Here is a 20557-nt window from a genome sequence, read left to right on the forward strand (position 1 = left end):
GGCGGCCCGCCCGCCGGTGGCGGCGGGCTGGCCCGGGAAGCGGCCCTGACCCCGCTCGCCGGTGCCGCCGCGGTGGGCCTGACCGCGGTCGGCGGGGTGGTCTGGTTCCGGCTGCGCCGCCGTCCCCACGGTGCGTCCTGAGCGGATGCGATGAATTCCAGCGCCGCCCCGCGCCCCACCGGAGTGCGGGGCGCTGACACCGTGCGCCTGCGCCAAGGGCCGCGACCGGCCGGGCGCGCCTCCCGCGAGGCACCGGGCCGCACCACCACCCGCGTGGTGCGGCGCCGTCGGCCCTGGTACCGGAGGCGGGCCTACCGGCTCACGCGGACCATCGTGCTGGTCGTCTTCCTGATGGTCGGCGGCGCCCGGTGCGCCGGGAGCGCAGGCCCCAGCGACCCGGCCCGGGCGACGCCGTCGGTCACGGACGCCTCCGGCCCGGCCGGGGCCGCTCCGCCGGCCACAGGCACCTCCGGTCCGAACCGGGCTGCTCCGCCGACCACGGACGCGCGCGGCGGCCAACAACCGCCTCCGGCGCACCCCGTGGCCCGCTCCGCCCGCCCGGCACCCCCGCTGCGTCCCCTCCCGCGCTCCCGCGCGACCGGTCTCGTCATCCCCTACCTCGGCGTCGACGCCCCGGTCGTCCCGCTCCGGCTCGGCCGCGGACGGCACATGTCCGCGCCGCCGGACGACGACTCCAAGCGGGTGGGCTGGTACGCGGACGGGCCCGCCCCCGGCGAACAGGGCACCGCCGTCGCCGTCGGCCACCTGGACACCATGACCGGCCCCGCCGTCTTCGCGGGCCTCGGCGAACTCAAGCCCGGCCGCCTGATCGAGGCCCGCCGCGCCGACGGCCGGACCGCCGTCTACACGGTCGACGCGGTGAAGACGTACGAGAAGGCGCACTTCCCCGACCGGGAGGTCTACGGCGCCCGTGGCCGGCCCGAACTCCGCCTGATCACCTGCGGCGGCAGCTTCGACCACCGGACCGGCTACTCCGGCAACACCGTCGTGTTCGCCTACCTGACCGCGACCCGCGAACGCGGCCGCACACCCTGAACGCGATCGTCCGTTTTCTCACCACCCGGACCGACCCGCCCGATCCCGTCCGGTCTCTTCCCCCCGGCGCGCACAATCCGTTAGCTTCCGTGACTCACAAGCCTCGTACTACTCGTACGCGGTGATCCGATCGCGGAGCCCCCGGGGGCACTCGTCATGACACGCGCCATCTCCCTGCACGACGTGAGCAAGGCCTACCCGCGAGGCCCCCGCGTGGTGGACCGGTTGTCGCTGGACATCGCGCCGGGGGAGTTCCTTGTCCTGCTCGGGCCGTCCGGGTGCGGCAAGTCGACCGTGCTGCGCATGATCGCGGGCCTGGAGGAGATCACTGAGGGCGAGTTGAGACTCGACGGCGAGTACGCCAACGAACTCGCCCCCTCCGAACGGGACATGGCGATGGTCTTCCAGAACTTCGCCCTCTACCCGAGCATGACCAGCCGCGACAACATCGGCTTCCCGCTGCGCATCGAGTCACCCGGCGCCGACCCGCGCCCCCGTGTGGACGCCACCGCCCGCATGCTCGGCATCGAGGAACTCCTCGACCGCTTCCCCAGCCAGCTCTCCGGCGGCGAACGCCAGCGCGTCGCGATGGGCCGGGCCATCGCCCGCCACCCCTCCGCCTTCCTGATGGACGAACCGCTCTCCAACCTCGACGCCAAACTCCGCAACCACCTGCGCGCCGAAATCTCCACCCTCACCCGCAAGTTGGGCGTCACCACGGTCTACGTCACCCACGACCAGGCCGAGGCCATGTCGCTCGGCGACCGGGTCGCCGTCCTGCGCGGCGGGGTCCTCCAGCAGGTCGGCACCCCGCGCTCGGTGTACGCCCTGCCCCGCAACGTCTTCGTCGCCGCCTTCATCGGCACCCCGCGCATCAACCTCCTGCGCGGCCTGGTCCGGGCCCCGTTGGACGGCGCGATGACCATCAGCCTCGGCAAGCAGTATCTGCGCCTGCCCGAACCCCTGTGCCTGGACCACCAGTTGCTCCGTGTCCAGCAGGGCCGCGAGGTCATCGTCGGCCTGCGCTCCGAGGCCATCCGTATCGCCAAGGCCGCCTCGGCCCGCCCCGGCGAGGTGGCGATCAGCGGCCTGGTCGAGCACGTGGAGTTCCAGGGCCACGAGGTCCTCGTCCACTTCAACACCGGCTCCCGGCCCGCCGTGGTACCGGAGTTGGAGGCGCCGCGCCCCACCCGCCCGGCCCGGCGCCGCCGACGCGAGGGCGGTGTCCTGGGCCGGCTGCGGGAGCGCGCGGGCGTGCTGCGCGCCGGCCCGGTCGTCGTCCTGGACCACCCGGCGGACACGGAACCCGAGCTCATACCGCCCGAGGGCCGCCTCCCCGGAGACCTCGTCGTCCGCACCACCCCCGACATCCAGCTCCGTCACGGTATGCAGGTCCCGCTCCTCGTCGACATCGCCCACCTGTTCGTCTTCGACCAGCACGGCGAACGGATCTCCCCGGCTCCGGCGCGGCTGCCCGACCTGGACGAGTGACGACCGATACGGATAGGTGCATGAACGTGCACCTCACCCGAAACCGGGCAGCCCTCGCGATCGCCGGCCTCCTCCTGGCCGCGGCGGCCCCGACCGCCTACGCAAGCCTCGACACGGAGACCGCTCCCGCGCCGACGCGCGGAGCGCCGTACGTCGAGACACAGCTCTTCTTCGGCACCGAGCGGCCGGACGGCGGACCGGCCGTCACCGACCGGCAGTTCATGGCCTTCGTCGACAAGGAGGTCACGCCGGACTTTCCGGACGGGCTCACCGTGCAGAGCGGGCGCGGGCAGTGGCGGGACGCGAACGGGAGGATCGAGAAGGAGCGGTCGTACGAGTTGATCCTGCTGTATCCGGTGACGGCGGCGGGGGCGGGCGACCGGAAGATCGAGGAGATCCGGCGGGCGTACGAGAAGGCCTTCGCGCAGGAGTCGGTGGGCCGGGTGGACGACCGGACCCGGGCCGATTTCTGACCCGACCCGCGCATCCGTTTCCTGGGGGGCCCGCGCGTCCGTGACCCGGGGTCCCTGGCGCCACAAAACTAACACCGCTAGTTTGTGAGGCGGACGACGCAGTCACGCCCGGGAGGCAGCACGATGAAGGCACACGACGGCATGTACATCGACGGCGCCTGGCGCCCCGCCGCGAGCGGGGAGACCATCGACGTGGTGAACCCGGTCGACGAGCAGCTCATCGACCGCGTCCCGGCGGGCGGCGCCGAGGACGTCGACGCCGCCGTACGTGCCGCGCGTGCCGCCCTCCCGGGCTGGGCCGCCACTCCGCCCGCCGAACGGGCCGCGCTCCTGGGGGCGTTGAGGGACGTGCTCGTCTCCCGCAAGGACGAGATCGCCGAGACGGTCACCGCCGAGCTGGGTTCCCCGCTCGCCTTCTCCCAGGCCGTCCACGCGGGCGTGCCGATCGCGGTCGCGGGTTCGTACGCCGAACTCGCCGCGACCCACGCCTTCGAGGAGAAGGTTGGCAACTCGACCGTCTACCAGGAGCCGATCGGCGTGGTCGCCGCGATCACCCCCTGGAACTACCCCCTGCACCAGATCGTCGCCAAGGTCGCCCCGGCGCTCGCCGCAGGCTGCACCGTCGTACTCAAGCCCGCCGAAGACACCCCGCTCACCGCCCAGTTGTTCGCCGAAGCGGTCGACGAGGCGGGCGTCCCGGCCGGCGTCTTCAACCTCGTCACCGGCCTCGGCCCGATCGCGGGCCAGGCCCTCGCCGAGCACCCGGGTGTCGACCTGGTCTCCTTCACCGGCTCCACGGCGGTGGGCCGGCGGATCGCCGCCACGGCGGGCGCCGCGATCAAGAAGGTCGCCCTCGAACTCGGCGGCAAGTCCGCCAACGTGATCCTCCCGAGCGCCGACCTCGCCAAGGCCGTCAACGTCGGCGTCGCCAATGTGATGTCCAACTCCGGCCAGACATGCAGCGCCTGGACCCGCATGCTGGTCCACCGCGACCAGTACGACGAGGCCGTGCAGCTGGCGGCGACGGCCGCCGCCAAGTACGGCGACCGCATCGGCCCGGTCGTGAACGCCAAGCAGCAGGCCAGGGTGCGGAGTTATATCGAGAAGGGGGTGGCGGAGGGTGCGAGGCTGGTGGCCGGGGGCCTCGAAACCCTTTATGAGCAGGGCTACTTCATCGCCCCGACCGTCTTCGCCGATGTGACCCCCGACATGACGATCGCGCAGGAGGAGATCTTCGGCCCGGTCCTCTCCGTCCTCCGCTACGACGACGAGGACGACGCCGTGCGTATCGCCAACGGCACGGTCTACGGCCTGGCGGGCGCGGTGTGGGCCGGTGAGGAGGCGGAAGCGGTCGCGTTCGCACGGAGGTTGGAGACCGGACAGGTGGACATCAACGGCGGACGCTTCAACCCCCGTGCCCCGTTCGGCGGTTACAAGCAGTCGGGCGTGGGCCGGGAACTCGGTGCGCACGGGCTGTCCGAGTACCTCCAGACCAAGTCCCTTCAGTTCTGAGGAGTGTTCGCATGGTCCGCGCAGCCGTACTGCCCGCCGTGGGCGCTCCGTTGGAGATCGCCGAGATCGACCTCCCGGACCCCGGCCCCGGCCAGGTCCGTGTCCGTCTCGCCGCCGCCGGGGTCTGCCACTCCGACCTGTCCCTGACCAACGGCACCATGCGCGTACCGGTCCCGGCGGTCCTCGGCCACGAGGGCGCGGGCACGGTGGTGGCCGTGGGGGAGGCCGTCAGCCACATCTCACCCGGCGACTCCGTCGTGCTCAACTGGGCCCCGTCCTGCGGCAGTTGCCACGCCTGCACGCTCGGCGAGGTCTGGCTCTGCGCCAACGCGCTCAACGGCGCCGCCGACGTCTACGCCCACCGCGCCTCCGACGGCAGCGACCTCCACCCCGGCCTGAACGTAGCCGCGTTCGCCGAGGAGACGGTCGTGTCCGCAGCCTGTGTCCTGCCCCTCCCGGACGGAATCCCGTTGACGGACGCGGCACTTCTGGGCTGTGCCGTCCTCACCGGCTACGGCGCCGTGCACCACTCGGCGCAGGTGCGGGAGGGCGAGACGGTCGCGGTGTTCGGCGTCGGCGGAGTGGGCCTGTCGACGCTCCAGGCGGCCCGGATCGCGGGCGCCACGAAGATCGTCGCCGTCGATGTCTCCCCGGAAAAGGAGGAGTTGGCGCGCGCGGCCGGAGCGACGGACTACGTGGTCGCCTCCGAGAACACGGCCCGCGAGATCCGCGCCCTGACCGGAAAACAGGGCGTCGACGTCGCCGTGGAGTGCGTCGGCCGGGCGGTCACCATCCGCACCGCCTGGGAGTCCACCCGCCGGGGCGGACGCACCACGGTCGTCGGCATCGGCGGCAAGGACCAGCAGGTCACCTTCAACGCCCTCGAACTCTTCCACTGGGGACGGACGTTGAGCGGCTGCGTCTACGGCAACTCCGACCCGGCGAAGGACCTGCCGGTACTCGCCGAGCACGTGCGTGCCGGACGCCTGGACCTGGGCGCACTGGTGACGGAACGGATCGAACTGGCCGGGATTCCGGCGGCGTTCGAGAACATGGTGGCGGGGAAGGGCGGGCGGGCGTTGGTGGTGTTCTGAACTGCCTTGGTTACGGCACCTGTTCGGGCTGCGGCTCCTCCGTCGCCGCAGCCCGCTCCGCCCTCGCCCGCGGCCGGGACCGCGACACCGCCACGCCCGCGAGACACAGCACCCCGCCCGCCAGCGTGAGCAGCCCCGGAACCTCGCCGAGCGCGAGCCACGACATCAGGACGACCAGCGCGGGCACGGCGTACGTCGTCGCGCCCATGCGACTGGCGGTCGTACGGGCGAGGGCGTAGGCCCATGTGGTGAAGGCGAGGGCGGTCGGGAAGACGCCCAGGTAGACCATGTTGAGCGTGGCGGAGACGGGCGCGTCGGCCGCGTCCTGGACCAGCTGTCCCGCGAACGGCAGGCACAGCACCGCCCCGATGAGGCATCCGAACGTCGTCACCTGGAGCGCGCTGGCACGGCTCAGGGCCGGCTTCTGGGCGACGACACCACCGGCGTACGCGACCGCCGCGAGCAGACACAGCAGTACGCCGAGCACGGACGAACCGCCCTCGCCGGACATCGACAGCCCCACGGTCACCGCACCGGCGAAGGACACCGCCATCCCCGCGAGCAGCCGCGGCGGCATCGCGTCACCGAGCAGCCGCGAGCCGAGCAGCGCGATGAGGATCGGCCCGATGTTCACGACGAGGGCGGCCGTACCGGCGTCGACCTGCTGCTCGCCCCAGTTCAGGACGACCATGTAGAAGCCGAACCACAGCGCGCCCGAGATCGCGATCCCCCGCCACGCGGACCGGGGCGGCAGCCCTTCCCGCCGTACGAGACAGAACACTCCCAGCGTCAGCGCCCCGCTCGCCAGCCGCCCCAAGGCCAGTGCCCCCGGTGAGTAGGCGGCACCCGCGCTGCGGATGGACACGAACGCGGAGGCCCACAGCACGACGGTGACGACAGCGGCTGCGGCGGCGGTCGCTTCGGCGGGGCGGAGGGGTTTCTTCATGTCCCGAGGCTATGCGGGGGCAGGGCGGCGGCGCTGGCGGAAATCGGACGTCAGGCTCGGGGTGCCGACGCGATGCCTGTGGGGCACCGTGTCGTTCGATCTCATGGAGGCAACGGACGGACAGTTCGCCCCGGGGTCGACCGTCGAAGCGGTCGCGGGCTTCGGCTGGGACCGGGTCTGTCCGCCGGCCTACCGAACGGCCACTTGCTCGAACTGCCCCGCCAACCCATCCAGCAACGCAGCCAACCCCACCTCGAAAGCCCGCTCGTCAATCTTCTCCTGCTGCTCGGCAAGAAGATGTGCCTGCCCCAGATGCGGATAGTCGGCCGGGTCGTACGCACTCTCGTCGTCCACGAACCCCCCGGCGAACGACCCCAGCGCCGACCCCATGATGAAGTACCGCATCAACGCCCCGATCGACGTGGCCTGCGCAGGCGGCCACCCCGCCTCCACCATCCCGCCGTACACCGCGTCAGCGAGCCGCAATCCCGCAGGCCGCCGCCCGGGCCCCGTGGCCAGTACCGGCACGATGTTCGGGTGATCCCGCAGCGCGGACCGATAGGACACGGCCCAGTCGTGCAGCGCGGTACGCCAGTCGCGCCCGTCCTCGAACATCGACAGATCGACCTGCGCGCTGACCGAGTCCGCGACCGCCTCCAGAATCTGGTCCTTCGTGCGGAAGTGGTTGTAGAGCGAGGGCCCGCTCACCCCCAGCTCGGCGGCGAGCCGACGCGTGGAGACGGCCGCCAGCCCTTCCGAGTCCACCAGCATGCGAGCCGTCTCGACGATCCGGTCGGTGCTGAGGAGGGGCTTGCGCGGTCGGGCCATGGCGCACATAGTAGGGCTGCGAGAGTCAAACTAGCAGTGCTAATTTAATTGTGCAGTAATCAATGTGCAGCAGTCGATGTACGGCCTTTCACTTGGGGTGACGCGCGATGGACCTGGGACTGAGCGAGGAGCAGGAAGCCGTACGGCGGCTCGCCAAGGACTTCGTGGACCGTGAGATCGCCCCGCACGTCATCGCCTGGGACCGCGCCGAGGAGGTCGACCGGTCGATCGTGAAGAAGCTCGGCGGGGTCGGCTTCCTGGGGCTGACGATCGACGAGGAGTACGGCGGCTCGGGCGGCGACCATCTCGCGTACTGCCTGGTCACCGAGGAACTCGGCCGCGGCGACTCCTCCGTGCGCGGCATCGTCTCCGTGTCGCTGGGCCTGGTCGCCAAGTCGATCGCGGCCTGGGGGAGCGAGGATCAGAAGCGGCGCTGGCTGCCGGGGCTCACCTCCGGCGAGTACGTCGGCTGCTTCGGCCTCACCGAACCCGGCACCGGTTCCGACGCGGGCAACCTCACCACCCGGGCGGTCCGCGACGGCGACGACTATGTCATCAACGGCACCAAGATGTTCATCACGAACGGCAGTTGGGCCGATGTCGTGCTGCTCTTCGCCCGCTCGACCGACGCCCCCGGCCACAAGGGCGTCTCCGCCTTCCTCGTGCCCACCGACACCCCCGGCCTGACCCGCCGCACCATCCACGGCAAGCTCGGCCTGCGCGGCCAGGCGACGGCCGAACTGGTCCTGGAGGACGTGCGTATCCCTGCGTCGGCGATGCTCGCCCCTGAAGGCAAGGGCTTCTCCGTCGCCATGTCGGCGCTGGCCAAGGGGCGGATGTCGGTCGCGGCGGGCTGTGTCGGCATCGCCCAGGCCGCGCTGGACGTGGCGGTCCGCTACGCCGGTGAACGTGAGCAGTTCGGGAAGCCCATCGCCCATCACCAGCTGGTCCAGGAACTCATCAGCGACATCGCCGTCGACGTGGACGCGGCCCGGCTGCTGACCTGGCGGGTCGCCGACCTCGTGGACCGCGGCCTGCCCTTCGCCACCGAGTCCTCCAAGGCCAAGCTCTTCGCCTCGGAGGCCGCCGTGCGCGCCGCCAACAACGCGCTCCAGGTCTTCGGCGGCTACGGCTACATCGACGAGTACCCGGCCGGGAAGCTGCTGCGCGACGCCCGCGTGATGACCCTCTACGAGGGCACCAGCCAGATCCAGAAACTGCTCATCGGGCGTGCGCTGACGGGGATTTCGGCGTTCTGAGGCCTGACTTTTCTGAGTACGCGAGCTGAGTACGCGGACGGATGTGGTGGCGGCCGTAGGAGCGGACGCTTGTCCCCATGAGCGAAGCATCGGGCAAACCGCAGAACACGGCCGCCTTCTACGGCCAGGCCGTCGCGTCCTTCTCCGTCGCCATCGCGGCGACCGCCATCGGCATCTTCAAGCTGCAGGCCGACGCCTGGGTACGGGCCTTCCTCGCGATCGCCGTCCTGTATCTGGTCACCTCCTCCTTCACCCTCGCCAAGGTGATCCGGGACCGGCAGGAGGGGGCGCGCGGTACCTACAACCCGTTCGAAAAGCTCTGAGCGGGGAGACTAAGCGCTCGCTCAGGTTCGGCGGTATGGTGGAGCCCTTGTCATCGAGAGGGGCTTACGAGCGATGAGTACGGCGGAGGAGACGACCGCGGGCGACCCGCAGGCCTGGGCAGAGGTCACGCCCGACGCGGCCCGGCGGCTGCTGGTCGCCGCCGTGGAGGCCTTCGCGGAACGCGGCTACCACGCGACGACCACCCGGGACATCGCCGGCCGCGCCGGGATGAGCCCGGCCGCGCTCTACATCCACTACAAGACCAAGGAAGAGCTGCTCCACCGGATCAGCAGGATCGGCCACGAGAAGGCCCTCGACATCCTGCGTACGGCGGCGGCGCGCGAGGGCAGCGCCGCCGAGCGGCTCGCCGACGCGGTCAGCTCCTTCGTGCGCTGGCACGCGGGCGGTCGCACCACCGCGCGGGTCGTGCAGTACGAACTCGACTCGCTCGGCCCGGACGCCCGCGCCGAGATCCTCGCGCTGCGCCGGCAGGTCGACGCCGAGGTGCGCGGGATCGTCGAGGACGGGGTCGCGGACGGCTCCTTCGACGTGCCGGACGTGAAGGGCACGACCCTCGCGATCCTGTCGCTGTGCATCGACGTGGCGCGCTGGTTCAGCCTGGACGGACCCCGGACGCCCGACGAGGTCGGCGCGCTGTACGCCGACCTCGTGCTGCGGATGGTGGGGGCCAACTAGTCGCCGTGGCGCGGGGGTTGACCCCTCGGAGGCGTCAGAGGTAGTAGCGGGACACCGACTCGGCCACGCACACCGGCTTGTCGCCGCCCTCGCGCTCCACGGTGAAGGCGACGGTCACCTGGACACCGCCCGGTACGTCGTCGACGCCGGTGATCGTCGCGGTGGCGTGCAGCCGGGAGTCGACCGGGACCGGGGCGGGGAAACGGACCTTGTTCGTCCCGTAGTTGACGCCCATCTTCACGCCCTCGACCTTGATGAGCTGCGGTCCGAAGAGGGGGAGCAGCGACAGGGTGAGGTAGCCGTGCGCGATGGTCGTCCTGAAGGGGCCGGCCGCCGCCTTCTCCGGGTCCACGTGGATCCACTGGTGATCGCCCGTCGCGTCCGCGAACAGGTCGATCCGCTTCTGGTCCACCTCCACCCAGTCGCTGTACCCCAACTGCTCGCCGACCGCCGCCCGCAGGTCGTCGACGGAGGTGAAGATCCTCGGCTCTGCCATGTCCCGGCCTCTCACGTCATCCAGCAACACATGTCGTCCCGCTATGCCTAAGCAACTGCTTAGCATGGTCGCATGCCGGGCCGCTGTCAACGGAACACCTGTGCCGGTGGATGGGTAGGGTTCGAGGGGTGCCCCAGATTCCCGAGAAGATCCACGAGCTCACGGTGGGACAACTCGCCGCCCGCAGCGGCGCCGCCGTCTCCGCCCTGCACTTCTACGAGGCCAAGGGTCTGATCAGCAGCCGCCGCACCACGGGCAACCAGCGCCGGTACACCCGTGACACCCTGCGCCGGGTCGCCTTCGTACGGGCCGCCCAACGCGTCGGCATCCCGCTGGCCACCATCCGCGAGGCGCTCGCCGAACTCCCCGAGGAGCGCACCCCGACCCGCGAGGACTGGGCCCATCTCTCCGAGGCCTGGCGCTCCGAACTCGACGAACGCATCAAGCAGCTCAACCGCCTCCGCGACCACCTCACCGACTGCATCGGCTGCGGCTGCCTCTCCCTGGCGACCTGCGTCCTGTCCAACCCGGACGACGTGGTCGGCGAACGGGGCGCGGGTTCCCGCCTGATGACGGAACCGGGCGCACCCAGGACCCGGGGCCGGGAGCGCGGCTGAGCGGTGCGTACACCGGCCGGTACGCGCACGGCGACGAACGGGTTCGCGCGCCGGCCGTCACGCGCACCGCGCCGGGGGCTTCGCCTGCCGCGGCGAGACCCGTCCGCGCCGAGGGCCTCGCGCGCCCGGGTGTCACTCGTACTCCGTGCCTCCCTTTCGTGTCAGGTACGCGGCGCTCACCGCCTTGGCGATCGCCCGGCCGCCCGTCACCGCGCTGTACCGCTCCACGGCCGGGCGGATCACGACGCCCTCCCGCAGATGCAGCCCGCGTCCGGACACGGTCTCCCGTCCGCTCGCGATCTCCAGCACCCGCCCGATGTCGTACGGCCCCTCGTGCAGCCGTGGCACCAACGGCAGCTCCCCGTCGAGGAGTTCGGTCGGGTCCAGCCAGCGCACCGTCCCGTCGATCTCGGCGGAGACGTCGAACACGGCGTACCCGAGCGTGGCGCGTCGGCCGTCGGCACCGTAGGTCAGGTCCTGTACGCCCGCGCCGAACACCTCGCCGAAGATTCCGACCCGGCGGGCGCCGAGCCGTCCGGCGAGGCGGGCGGCGGCCTCGGGGGCGGCGTGGCCGCGGACCGCCCGCCAGTACAGATTGCGTGGATCCTCCTTCAGGGCAAGGGACTTGGCGCCGAAGCCCTTCGAGGAGACCTGGACGCGGCCGTCCTCGGCGAAGTAGGTGAGCAGGCAGGCCGAGCCGTGCAGTTTCTCGGTCAGGACCACAGCCTCGCCCGGTTCGAATATCCCGGGAAACCGCTGGATGTTCTCGATGTCCACCCAGGGCAGCAGATCGGGCGCGGACTCGACGTCCCCCGCCATGGTGGGCGGGATCGGCGGTACCCACTTGGTGATGCCGAGCAGTTCCGCGAAGTCGGTGCCGTCCAGGGCGGCCCGGGCCAGATCCACGTCCGCGAGCGCCTCGGGCCGGCACACGATGCCCTGCGAGAGCTCACCGCGCAGGCGTACCGCTTTGACCCGGTCGGCGTTGGTCCCCGCGAGGCGTCCGGTCAGCCCCAACTCCTCGATCAGCGTGGCCGGGAGCACGGACTGCTCGGGGATGTAGACGGCGGTGTCGCCGGTGCGGTACGCGCCCTTGGCGACAACGGCCCGGTACAGGCCGACCTGGGCCAGTTCGAGGGCGTCGGCGTTCGGGTGTTCATGGACGGTCAGCACTTCGGCGGTGACGCGCAGCGTCGACATCGGGACTCCTCGGGTTCCTCAGCTGTGTTTCATCGCTCTCAACTGTCCTCAGTACGAAAGGGGTTGAGCGAGGGGAATATCGGCTGCTAGGGCCGGCGTCGAAACCGGTCGGTCGTGACTCCGTGGCCCGTGTTTCCATTCCGGAGTGAACATCCGGGAGAGGGCTGACGGCGATGTCGAGTCGTGCGTGCGGATTCTCGCGGAGGTTCACGCGCACGACGGCTATCCGGTCAACTGGCCCGATCGGCCCGGTGAGTGGCTGACACACGGTCCCTCGCTGGGCTCCTGGGTCGCCGAACTCGAGGGCCGCCTCGTCGGGCACGTCAGTCTGTCGCGTGTCGGCGAAGGCGATCTGGCACCCGTGTTGTGGAGCGAGCGGAAGGGGGCGCCGCCGGGTACGACCGCCGTGGTCGGCAGACTGTTCGTCTCCCCGCGGGCGAGGGGGCATCGGATCGGCGCACTGCTGATCGGCCGGGCAGTGCGGGAGGCGGGGCGTCATGGACTGCACCCGGTGCTCGATGTCGTCACGTCCGATACGGCAGCCGCCGCCCTGTACGAGCGGCTGGGCTGGGAACTGATGGCCACGGTCGAGCAGCGATGGAGCCCCCATCAGACGGTGGCCATCAGCTGCTACGCAGCGCCATCGTGACATCCGTACTGAAGCAGCGCCTCGGCGACCAACTGGGCGTTGGACAGCGCCCGTTGGCCGTCCGGCAGGAACAGCGTGTCCTCCAGGCCGATCCGGGTCGCGAGCCCCAGCCGTCCCGCCAGCCGGAGCACGGGCCAGGCGCCGCCCTCCTCACCGTGCAGCAGAACGGGGCGGCCGTGGTCGGTGTCCAGCTCGGCGAGGAGGGCATGCGCGGACGCTTCCGCCGTGTCCGTATCCCGGTCGGTCACCTCCGCGAGGACCCGCAGCACCTTCGAGCGGAGCGGTGAGACGGCGAAGCGGGCGGCGCCGTCCGTGCCGGACCAGACGCCGGCCTCCACGCCGACGCCCCGGTCCAGCAGCGCCGCCGCGACCTCCTCGGCGCCCGGCTCGTGCCAGTTGACCGAGGCGTGGTCGGGCAGCACGGTCCAGCCGCGCACCCGCTCCAGCCGGGCGGCGGGGTCCGGTTCGGCCCAGGCGCCGGTGGTCACGCCGATCGGCACGGTCACCCGCGCCCGTATCACGTCGAGCGTCACGGCGAGGACGCGCGGCGACAACGTGTCGTCCCCGCAAGGGGACTTGGGGTGGAGGTGGACATCCGTGGCCCCCGCCGCGACAGCCTCCACCGCGGCATCGGCCAACGCCCCGGGCGAGACCGGCACCATCACCCCGTCGACGGCCCCACGGACCCCGTTGAGACAGACCTGCACCATGCCTCGATGGTGCCACCCACCACTGACAACGCCTGCCCGTCCACTGACGACGTCCGTCCGTCCGCCCGTCAGCCGGCCGCCCCCTCACGCCCACACCCACCGAATCCCGACCCGGCAGGGTCCCACCCCCAACGCCACCGCGTGCACCGACCCCGACGCGTCCACGCGTAGCCGTTGTTCCCGGGGCCGCGCGGCACCGGCGTGCGGGTCGAGGCCGTTCGTGCGGAACGAGTAACACGCGCGCGGCAGTGCCCCCTTCGCGAACCGGACCTCCAGGAGGTGTTCGCGCATCGGCACGTGAATGGTCGTCTCGGCGCGCAGGGAGTACGGGGGCGGGTCCCGGTGCTCCACCGTGTAGTCGACGATCACGGTCTCGCCGCGGGCCAGCGGGCGGTCGAAGAGCAGTTCCGCGGCCACCAGCCCCTCGGCGGGCAGTTCGACGACGGTGCCCAGCCGGGCCGGGGCCGCCAAGTGGAACTGGGGCAACGGACCGGGCGCGTCGAGGCGGTACAGGGCGATCCAGCGGTCCGCGCCGTCCGCCTCGGCGCGCAGCAGCCGGCGGCTGGTCATGGAGCGGACACTGCGGTCGGCGTCCACGTCGACCCGGTTGTGGCAGCTGAGCCGGGTCAGGCTGTCGTCCCAGCGGGTGTCGAGCGCGGCGAGGGTGGCGGTGAGGTCGCGGTGGTCCGACCAGACCCGGGCCAGATCCGGGTGGTCGCCGACCGGCGGCAGCCAGCGGCCTCGGGGCCGGGGCGGGCCGAGCAGTCCGGTGAGCGCGCCGGGCGGCAGCCGTAGGACGTCCTCCAGGACGGTCAGGGCCGCCAACGACCGTTGGCGCTCGGGCTGGTAGCGCCCGGACTGCCAGGAGCTGAGCGTCGCCGACGCCACCGGCGTACCGCGTCGCAGCAGCCGGTCCTGGATGCGGTCCAGGCTCAGCCCGCTGGCCGCGATGGCCGCGCGCAGGGCCTCGTGGAACGGCATCGACCCGGTGCCGGACGTCGCGTACTCCGGTCTGGAAGTCACGTACTCCAGCTCAAGTCAGGGCTGTCGTGCGGCGGAAGACCGTTGCCCTGAAGTTTGGTCAGTCTTGCCCGGTGATTGATCAAATTTGAATGAACCTGTCAGATTTCTCAGTTGTTGCGCCGCCAATTCCCTCAAGACTGAAGGGGCTTGACCGTCTTGCCATGCTCATGAGGCCTCGCGGAAGCTGCTGTCCACTGCCGTCACGGCAGCCCCCCACCCCTCGAATGACGGAGAGTCATGTCCCCGAGATCTTCCGCCGGGTTCGTTCTCGTCACCGCCGCCGCCCTCACCGCCGCCCTGGCCGGCCCCGCGCTCGCCGCCGCGCCGAGCGCCGCCGCGCACACCCCCGCCCAGCTCACCCAGGCCATAGCGAGCCACGAGAGCCACACCCTGCACGGGCTCGCGAAGCCCGGCAAGGTCAACGCCACCGTCTCGTCCACCAACTGGTCCGGCTACGCGGCCACCGGCTCGACCGGCGCCTACACGTCGGTGACCTCGGCGTGGACCCAGCCGACCGTCACCTGCGGCTCGGCCACCACGTACTCGTCCTTCTGGGTCGGCCTCGACGGGTACAGCAACTCCGCGCTGGAGCAGACCGGTACGGAAGCCGACTGCATCGGCGGCAAGGCCACCTACGGCGCCTGGTGGGAGGTGCTGCCCGCCTCCGAGAGCGCGTACTCCGGTGTCACCGTCAAGGGCGGCGACAAGTTCACCGCGACCGTGACCTACACCGGCTCCACCTTCACCATGACCCTCGCCGACTCCACCGAGGGCTGGACCAAGACCACCACGCACGCGGGCTCGTCCGGCTTCAAGAACGCCTCCGCCGAGGTCATCGCCGAGGCCCCCGAGGTCGGCGGCTCGGTCGCGAGCCTCGCCAACTTCGGCACCGTGAACTTCACCGGCGCCAAGACGAACGGCAGCAACCTGGACACCTACTCGCCGAACGAGATCGTCATGACGAAGAGCAGCAGCTCCGCCGTACGGGCGCAGCCGGGCTCGATCTCCGGCGGCAGTTTCGCCGACGTCTGGAAGGCCAGCTGACACCTGCGGCGCACCGCTCGGGGGCTGTCGACGGATCGCCGTCGGCAGCCTCTGCCGTTGCGGGAGCAAGGGCAAACCGGCTCGGTCAAAAGGGGGTGCGGCATCCCCGGCGCACCCCTGGCGCCTTTCTTGGTTCGCCCCGGTTCAGGCCGACATCAGCAGCCGTCCGCGCCTGGCGTACGCCAGGGCCTCGGGCGTGAGCACCGGACGCGGGACGACGATGCCGCAGTCCGTGCAGACCGGGCCCGAGGAGGGTTCGTGGGCCAGGTCGTACTTCCACTGGAGACGCTCCCCGGCGCACACCGGGCACACGGAACCCGGTTCGCGCTCCAGGGCGGCGATCAGCCGTCGCAGCACCTCGGCCAGTGACTGATGGGGGTGGAGACGGGGGTCGTCGCACCAGGCGACACCGAAGCCGCCCCAGGTCAGCCGGTGCCAGTCGTCCACGGTGCCCGGGCGGCGGAGCCCGTCGTGCTTCTCCTTCTTGCGGCGTTCGGCGAACCCGACCTCATAGGCGAGCCAGACCTTGCGCGCTTCCTCCAGTTCGTCCAGTGCGGCCACGAGCCGCGCCGGGTCGGGGGAGCGGTCCTCGGGTCCGAACCCGGCCCGGGAGCTCAAGTGGTCCCAGGTCGCCCTGTGCCCATAAGGGGCGAACCGCTCAAGGCACTTGCGCAGCGAGTAGCGCCGCAGCGCCAGATCGCACCGAGGGTCTCGCACCTGTCTCGCCAGACTCCGGAAACCGGCCATCGCCCTGCACCTCCGTCACACCTGCACCTGTACTTCGGTCACCTCGGCGTCGTCGTACGGACGTCGCCGAATAGACGTATCGACAAGCGATTTGGCTCCATCCGATTTCCGATGGCCCCCATAAGCGGCCCACGCTCATCCAAAACTTGACGCATGTTCATCTTCAATCCCGGGGATACCGGCGGTAACGTCCGGCCACACCCCCGTCGGTAGGAGCCGCCATGCCTCGGCGCACCCCACGTAACTTGCTCGACAGACTGAGAACTCCCGGAAGATTCCCCGGGTTCCTGAAGGCCGCATCCGTATGCGCCCTCATTGCCGCCCTTTTGTCTCCTCTTGCCCAGGGAACGGCGACGGCCGCGACCGCCTCGAACGACTACTGCGGCGGCCAGTGCTCGGACATCCTCCCGGCCGGCGAGAACGGCAACGCCACCCTCGCCCAGATCCTCCTCAACCAGGCCTTCGGCTCCCAGCCCGCGCACGCCGAGGATCAGCTCGGCCCCTACGCCAACCTGGCCACGGGCGCTTCCACGCTGACCGACGCGAAGATCAACACCTTCTTCAACGACGCCTCGTTCGGGGTCCCCGCCGCCAACGTCGCCTCGACCGAGAGCCCCAGTGGCCGTACCGATGTGACGATCGTCCGCGACAAGGCGACCGGTGTGCCGCACATCACAGGCACCACGCGCTACGGCACCGAGTACGGCGCCGGTTACGCGGCGGCCGAGGACCGGCTGTGGCTGATGGACGTCTTCCGGCACGTCGGACGCGGCCAGCTCACCACCTTCGCCGGCGGCGCGACCTCCAACCAGGGCCTTGAGCAGGAGTTCTACCGCAACGCCCCGTACACCGAGGCCGAGTTGCAGTCCCAGATCGACAACGCCGTCGCCAACAACGGCGCCCGCGGCCAGCAGGCCCTCGCCGACGCCAACGCCTATCTGGCCGGCATCAACGCCTACATCGACGCCTCGGACAGCGGCCGTTACTTCCCCGGCGAGTACGTCCTCACCGGTCACAAGGACTCGATCACCAACGCCGGCACGATCGACCACTTCAAGATCACCGACCTGGTCGCACTGGCCTCCGTCATCGGCACCCTGTTCGGCTCCGGCGGCGGCGGCGAGGTCAACAACGCGATCTCCCTGCTCGCCGCCCAGGAGAAGTACGGCGTGGAGCAGGGCACCAAGGTCTGGGAGTCCTTCCGCGAGCGCAACGACCCCGAGGCCGCGCTCACCCTCCACAACGGCGAGAGCTTCCCGTACGGCACCAAGCCCACCACCGCCCAGGGCGAGGCCCTGCCGGACGCCGGTTCGGTGACGACCGAGCCACTCGTCTACGACGCCACGGGCACCGGCGCCGACCAGAGCGCCGACGCCGCCTCCGCCGCGGCGACCGCCACCGCCCTCAGCTCCGCCAAGCGCGGGATGTCCAACGCCCTTGTGGTGAGCGGCAAATACACCGCGAGCGGCCACCCGATCGCCGTCTTCGGACCCCAGACCGGCTACTTCGCACCCCAGTTGCTCATGCTCCAGGAGATCCAGGGCCCGGGCATCAGCGCCCGTGGCGCCTCCTTCGCGGGACTGAGCATGTACGTCGAACTCGGCCGCGGCCAGGACTACTCGTGGTCCGCCACGACCTCCGGCCAGGACATCATCGACACCTACGCCGTCGAACTCTGCCAGGACGACTACCACTACCTCTTCCACGGCACCTGCACCGCCATGGAGGAGATCGAGCAGAAGAACTCCTGGAAGCCCACCACGGCCGACGGCACCGCCGCCGGGTCGTACACCATGCGGGTCTGGAAGACCGAGTACGGACCCGTCGAGTACCGGGCGACCGTCGGCGGCAAGAAGGTCGCCTACACCACCCTGCGCTCCTCCTACATGCACGAGGCCGACTCGATCATCGGCTTCCAGATGCTCAACGACCCGGACTACGTGAAGAGTCCGCAGACCTTCCAGAGCGCCGCCCAGCACATCAACTTCACGTTCAACTGGTTCTACGCCGACTCCCAGCACACCGCGTACTACAACAGCGGCAACAACCCGGTGCGGGCCAGCGGTGTCGACCCCGAGTTCCCGATCTGGGGCCAGGCCGCCTACGAGTGGCAGAACTGGGACCCCACCACCAACACCTCCGACTACACCCCGGCCTCCGCGCACCCCAACTCCATCGACCAGGACTACTACATCTCCTGGAACAACAAACAGGCCCTCAACTACACGACGGCCAGCTGGGGTGACGGGTCCGTCCACCGCGGCAATCTCATCGACGACCGGGTGAAGAAGCTCGTCGCGGCCGGCGGGGTCACCAGATCCGCGCTGGTGAAGGCGATGTCCGACGCCTCGCTCACCGACCTGCGCGCCGAGGACGTCCTGCCCGACATGCTGAAGGTGATCAACAGCAGTACGGTCACCGACACCACCGCCGCGGCGGCCGTCACCAAGCTCCAGACCTGGCTCACCGCCGGCGGCAAACGAACGGAGACCTCGGCCGGCTCCAAGACCTATGCCAACGCCGACGCCGTCCGGATCCTCGACGCCTGGTGGCCGGCGCTGGTGAAGGCCGAGTTCCAACCCGGCCTCGGTGACACCCTGTACACGGCGTTCACCAACAACCTGTACATCGACGAGACCCCCTCGGCCGCCCACGGCCCGACCGGGTCGCACGCCGGAAGCTCCTTCCAGTACGGCTGGTGGAGTTACGTCGACAAGGACCTCCGGTCGGTGCTCGGGCAGACCGTGGCGGGGCCGCTGGCCCAGCAGTACTGCGGGGGCGGCAGCCTCAGCGCCTGCCGGGACATCCTCATCAGCACGCTGAAGACGGCCGCCGGCGCCACCGCGGCCACGGTCTACCCCGGGGACACCCTGTGCTCGGCGGGCGACCAGTGGTGTGCCGACTCGATCGTCCAGCGCACGCTGGGCGGCATCAAGCACTACAACATCAGTTGGCAGAACCGGCCCACCTTCCAGCAAGTGGTGGAGTTCACCTCACACCGGTGACGCCGTAGCGGCGGCGGGCCGGCCGATCCGGCCCGCCGCCAGCACCACCCGGGCCAGCTCCGGGTGCACGATGTCGCTGTGCGCCCCGTTCGGGGCGCCACCGTGACACACCACCGCACAGGCGTCGACGTTCACACAACCCGACGTGGGCAGCGGGGAGTCGAGGGCTTCGGCCAGGCTCAGCGCGTGGGTGCCGGGCACCGCCCGCACCCCGTCGTGGCCCATCGCGCCCCACTTGTCGCCCAGCACCCGGACGATGTCGACGGCGGCGAACGAGCAGTCGTCGTCCGCCATCCGCGAGGCCAGCGGATAGATCGTGCCGAGCGCCGAGTCGAAGTGCGAGTAGCAGCACACCAACGGCCCGTCCACACGGTTCTGTTGACCTTGCAGCACGCCCCCGGTACGCGGGTCGTCCGGCAGCCGGGACGCGAACGCGTAGTGCGAGAAGGCCCCTTGGAGCAGTGTCACCGACTTGACCGAGTGCACCCCCTCGGGCAGACCCCGTAGCGCGAACGACACCAGGCGCCCGCCGAAACTGTGCCCCACGAGATGCACCCGCACCTCCGGCGCCACCCCCGCGAGTCGCCCGATCACCGGACCGAGACCCCGCTCGCCCACCGTGCCCGCACGCCGCTTCATCGCGTAGTACGCCGCCTGCCGCAGCAGCTCCCGCGCCCCCTTCCAGGGGTTCGGCAGCGTGAACTCCGCGGTGGTGACCGTGGGTTGGGGCGACGCGAGATGCTCCAGGGCCTGCGCCAACTGGTCGCAGACCTCGGCCGTGCAGCCGACGGCGAGCATCCGCGGCTCGCACTGCGGCAGCCCCTCCACCATCGTGTCCGCGCCGAACTGCGCCTGCGGCCCGGGCGGCACCACCTCCACGAGCGTCCGCACCAGCCGCCCGAACTCCTCCAACTCGGCATCCTGGGCGGGCTGTTGGTCCAGCATGCGGGCGATCTGGTCGATCAGCGTCGCGTTGCCGGGAAAGGCGTCGAGAAGCGTGTGCCGGGTGTCGTCGTCGAGCACCGGAGCCGCGATCGGTTCAGCCGCGGCCACGGTCGATCGCGGGAAGTTCGGGATCGGCTGGTCCGGGAACTCCATCGATGGCCAGATCACGCCCACGTACCCGATGCGGGCCTTCGGCGCGAGCTTCGGAATCGGTGCGAAGAAGCGGCTGTAGAGCTTCGTGGCACCGGCGCGTTGGCTGTTCCACCCGTGCGAGAAGACGATCAGGTCACCGACCCCGCGCTGCCGCACCTCGCGCAGCAGCCGATCACATTCCCCCTGGTCGACGTCTCCGTCGGCGTCGAAGGTCAACTCCCAGTAAGGGCTCACACTCATCGCCGGATCCGTCATGACCGGCCTCCTCGTCCCCCGTAGTGGCTCGATG

The 20557-nt window shown here is 70.8% G+C and carries 20 protein-coding genes; 12 read left to right on the plus strand and 8 right to left on the minus strand.

Annotated elements, in window-relative coordinates; translation table 11 throughout:
• The first annotated feature begins 150 nt into the window (after positions 1-150).
• From OC490_RS14745 to OC490_RS14765, 5 genes are all read left to right on the plus strand, one after another.
• Entirely contained in the window at positions 151-1056 is a 906-nt protein-coding gene (locus OC490_RS14745) for a class F sortase (protein ID WP_262058369.1), read from the plus strand.
• A gap of 156 nt (positions 1057-1212) precedes the next feature.
• Positions 1213-2547 (plus strand): ABC transporter ATP-binding protein, encoded by a 1335-nt coding sequence (locus tag OC490_RS14750; protein ID WP_262058370.1) that lies wholly within the window; start codon positions 1213-1215, stop codon positions 2545-2547.
• A gap of 20 nt (positions 2548-2567) precedes the next feature.
• On the plus strand, positions 2568-3020 hold the full coding sequence (locus OC490_RS14755; protein ID WP_262058371.1) for a DUF3574 domain-containing protein: 453 nt from the start codon (positions 2568-2570) through the stop codon (positions 3018-3020).
• 123 nt (positions 3021-3143) lie between these two features.
• Positions 3144-4532, plus strand: coding sequence for an aldehyde dehydrogenase family protein (locus tag OC490_RS14760; RefSeq protein WP_262058372.1), 1389 nt, complete (start codon positions 3144-3146; stop codon positions 4530-4532).
• Positions 4533-4543: 11 nt separating this feature from the next.
• Entirely contained in the window at positions 4544-5626 is a 1083-nt protein-coding gene (locus tag OC490_RS14765) for a Zn-dependent alcohol dehydrogenase (protein WP_262058373.1), read from the plus strand.
• A 10-nt stretch (positions 5627-5636) separates the two neighbouring features.
• Here OC490_RS14765 and OC490_RS14770 read toward each other — a convergent pair whose 3' ends face one another.
• Both OC490_RS14770 and OC490_RS14775 read right to left on the minus strand, forming a co-directional pair.
• Positions 5637-6572, minus strand: a complete 936-nt coding sequence (locus OC490_RS14770; protein WP_262058374.1) for a DMT family transporter — start codon at positions 6570-6572, stop codon at positions 5637-5639.
• 189 nt (positions 6573-6761) lie between these two features.
• Positions 6762-7400 carry a TetR/AcrR family transcriptional regulator gene (locus OC490_RS14775; protein WP_262058375.1) on the minus strand — a complete coding sequence of 213 codons (639 nt, stop codon included), beginning with the start codon at positions 7398-7400 and terminating at the stop codon, positions 6762-6764.
• Between the two features lie 107 nt (positions 7401-7507).
• Here OC490_RS14775 and OC490_RS14780 point away from each other — a divergent pair, with 107 nt between their 5' ends.
• The 3 genes from OC490_RS14780 (at position 7508) to OC490_RS14790 (ending at position 9679) form a co-directional block, all read left to right on the plus strand.
• Positions 7508-8659: an acyl-CoA dehydrogenase family protein gene (locus OC490_RS14780; RefSeq protein ID WP_262058376.1), complete on the plus strand. Its 1152-nt coding sequence runs from the start codon at positions 7508-7510 to the stop codon at positions 8657-8659.
• Positions 8660-8736: 77 nt separating this feature from the next.
• Positions 8737-8982: a YiaA/YiaB family inner membrane protein gene (locus tag OC490_RS14785; RefSeq protein ID WP_019066249.1), complete on the plus strand. Its 246-nt coding sequence runs from the start codon at positions 8737-8739 to the stop codon at positions 8980-8982.
• A gap of 73 nt (positions 8983-9055) precedes the next feature.
• The gene (locus tag OC490_RS14790; protein ID WP_262058377.1) at positions 9056-9679 is read left to right on the plus strand and encodes a TetR/AcrR family transcriptional regulator; all 624 of its coding nucleotides are present in this window, start codon (positions 9056-9058) and stop codon (positions 9677-9679) included.
• Positions 9680-9713: 34 nt separating this feature from the next.
• Here OC490_RS14790 and OC490_RS14795 read toward each other — a convergent pair whose 3' ends face one another.
• Positions 9714-10175 (minus strand): MaoC family dehydratase, encoded by a 462-nt coding sequence (locus tag OC490_RS14795; protein WP_262058378.1) that lies wholly within the window; start codon positions 10173-10175, stop codon positions 9714-9716.
• Between the two features lie 128 nt (positions 10176-10303).
• On the opposite strand from OC490_RS14795, the gene soxR reads away from it, so the two are divergent.
• A complete protein-coding gene (soxR, locus tag OC490_RS14800) occupies positions 10304-10792 on the plus strand; it encodes a redox-sensitive transcriptional activator SoxR (RefSeq protein WP_315986676.1) in 489 nt (162 codons plus the stop codon).
• 132 nt (positions 10793-10924) lie between these two features.
• Here soxR and OC490_RS14805 read toward each other — a convergent pair whose 3' ends face one another.
• Positions 10925-11992 (minus strand): RNA ligase (ATP), encoded by a 1068-nt coding sequence (locus OC490_RS14805; RefSeq protein ID WP_262058380.1) that lies wholly within the window; start codon positions 11990-11992, stop codon positions 10925-10927.
• A gap of 187 nt (positions 11993-12179) precedes the next feature.
• Between OC490_RS14805 and OC490_RS14810 the strand changes: the two genes are divergently transcribed.
• Positions 12180-12641: a GNAT family N-acetyltransferase gene (locus OC490_RS14810; protein WP_262058637.1), complete on the plus strand. Its 462-nt coding sequence runs from the start codon at positions 12180-12182 to the stop codon at positions 12639-12641.
• On the opposite strand, the gene OC490_RS14815 is transcribed toward OC490_RS14810, so the two are convergent.
• Together OC490_RS14815 and OC490_RS14820 are read right to left on the minus strand one after the other, a co-directional pair.
• Positions 12623-13351, minus strand: a complete 729-nt coding sequence (locus OC490_RS14815) for a 3-keto-5-aminohexanoate cleavage protein (RefSeq protein ID WP_262058381.1) — start codon at positions 13349-13351, stop codon at positions 12623-12625. The two genes, OC490_RS14810 and OC490_RS14815, sit on opposite strands and share 19 nt — an antisense overlap.
• Positions 13352-13435: 84 nt before the next feature.
• Positions 13436-14374 carry a hypothetical protein gene (locus tag OC490_RS14820; RefSeq protein WP_262058382.1) on the minus strand — a complete coding sequence of 313 codons (939 nt, stop codon included), beginning with the start codon at positions 14372-14374 and terminating at the stop codon, positions 13436-13438.
• Between the two features lie 237 nt (positions 14375-14611).
• Between OC490_RS14820 and OC490_RS14825 the strand changes: the two genes are divergently transcribed.
• Positions 14612-15418, plus strand: a complete 807-nt coding sequence (locus OC490_RS14825) for a G1 family glutamic endopeptidase (RefSeq protein WP_262058383.1) — start codon at positions 14612-14614, stop codon at positions 15416-15418.
• Between the two features lie 144 nt (positions 15419-15562).
• Here the strand turns inward: OC490_RS14825 and OC490_RS14830 are convergent, their stop codons facing one another.
• Positions 15563-16165, minus strand: a complete 603-nt coding sequence (locus OC490_RS14830; RefSeq protein WP_262058384.1) for a hypothetical protein — start codon at positions 16163-16165, stop codon at positions 15563-15565.
• 221 nt (positions 16166-16386) lie between these two features.
• Between OC490_RS14830 and OC490_RS14835 the strand changes: the two genes are divergently transcribed.
• Positions 16387-19170, plus strand: a complete 2784-nt coding sequence (locus OC490_RS14835; RefSeq protein ID WP_262058385.1) for a penicillin acylase family protein — start codon at positions 16387-16389, stop codon at positions 19168-19170.
• Here OC490_RS14835 and OC490_RS14840 read toward each other — a convergent pair.
• The gene (locus tag OC490_RS14840; protein ID WP_262058386.1) at positions 19159-20523 is read right to left on the minus strand and encodes a serine-threonine protein kinase; all 1365 of its coding nucleotides are present in this window, start codon (positions 20521-20523) and stop codon (positions 19159-19161) included. The two genes, OC490_RS14835 and OC490_RS14840, sit on opposite strands and share 12 nt — an antisense overlap.
• Positions 20524-20557: the final 34 nt, after the last annotated feature.

Source organism: Streptomyces sp. STR69 (assembly GCF_024519455.1).
Lineage (GTDB): Bacteria > Actinomycetota > Actinomycetes > Streptomycetales > Streptomycetaceae > Streptomyces.

Coding starts and splice junctions, on each gene's coding strand:
- OC490_RS14795 (WP_262058378.1), bottom strand. CDS start 10,175: ATGGCAGAGCCGAGGATCTTCACCTCCGTCGACGACCTGCGGGCGGCG.
- OC490_RS14830 (WP_262058384.1), bottom strand. CDS start 16,165: ATGGCCGGTTTCCGGAGTCTGGCGAGACAGGTGCGAGACCCTCGGTGC.
- OC490_RS14765 (WP_262058373.1), top strand. CDS start 4,544: ATGGTCCGCGCAGCCGTACTGCCCGCCGTGGGCGCTCCGTTGGAGATC.
- OC490_RS14825 (WP_262058383.1), top strand. CDS start 14,612: ATGTCCCCGAGATCTTCCGCCGGGTTCGTTCTCGTCACCGCCGCCGCC.
- OC490_RS14840 (WP_262058386.1), bottom strand. CDS start 20,523: ATGACGGATCCGGCGATGAGTGTGAGCCCTTACTGGGAGTTGACCTTC.
- OC490_RS14805 (WP_262058380.1), bottom strand. CDS start 11,992: ATGTCGACGCTGCGCGTCACCGCCGAAGTGCTGACCGTCCATGAACAC.
- OC490_RS14755 (WP_262058371.1), top strand. CDS start 2,568: ATGAACGTGCACCTCACCCGAAACCGGGCAGCCCTCGCGATCGCCGGC.
- OC490_RS14785 (WP_019066249.1), top strand. CDS start 8,737: ATGAGCGAAGCATCGGGCAAACCGCAGAACACGGCCGCCTTCTACGGC.
- OC490_RS14770 (WP_262058374.1), bottom strand. CDS start 6,572: ATGAAGAAACCCCTCCGCCCCGCCGAAGCGACCGCCGCCGCAGCCGCT.
- OC490_RS14835 (WP_262058385.1), top strand. CDS start 16,387: ATGCCTCGGCGCACCCCACGTAACTTGCTCGACAGACTGAGAACTCCC.
- OC490_RS14775 (WP_262058375.1), bottom strand. CDS start 7,400: ATGGCCCGACCGCGCAAGCCCCTCCTCAGCACCGACCGGATCGTCGAG.
- OC490_RS14760 (WP_262058372.1), top strand. CDS start 3,144: ATGAAGGCACACGACGGCATGTACATCGACGGCGCCTGGCGCCCCGCC.
- OC490_RS14790 (WP_262058377.1), top strand. CDS start 9,056: ATGAGTACGGCGGAGGAGACGACCGCGGGCGACCCGCAGGCCTGGGCA.
- OC490_RS14750 (WP_262058370.1), top strand. CDS start 1,213: ATGACACGCGCCATCTCCCTGCACGACGTGAGCAAGGCCTACCCGCGA.
- OC490_RS14745 (WP_262058369.1), top strand. CDS start 151: ATGAATTCCAGCGCCGCCCCGCGCCCCACCGGAGTGCGGGGCGCTGAC.
- OC490_RS14815 (WP_262058381.1), bottom strand. CDS start 13,351: ATGGTGCAGGTCTGTCTCAACGGGGTCCGTGGGGCCGTCGACGGGGTG.
- OC490_RS14780 (WP_262058376.1), top strand. CDS start 7,508: ATGGACCTGGGACTGAGCGAGGAGCAGGAAGCCGTACGGCGGCTCGCC.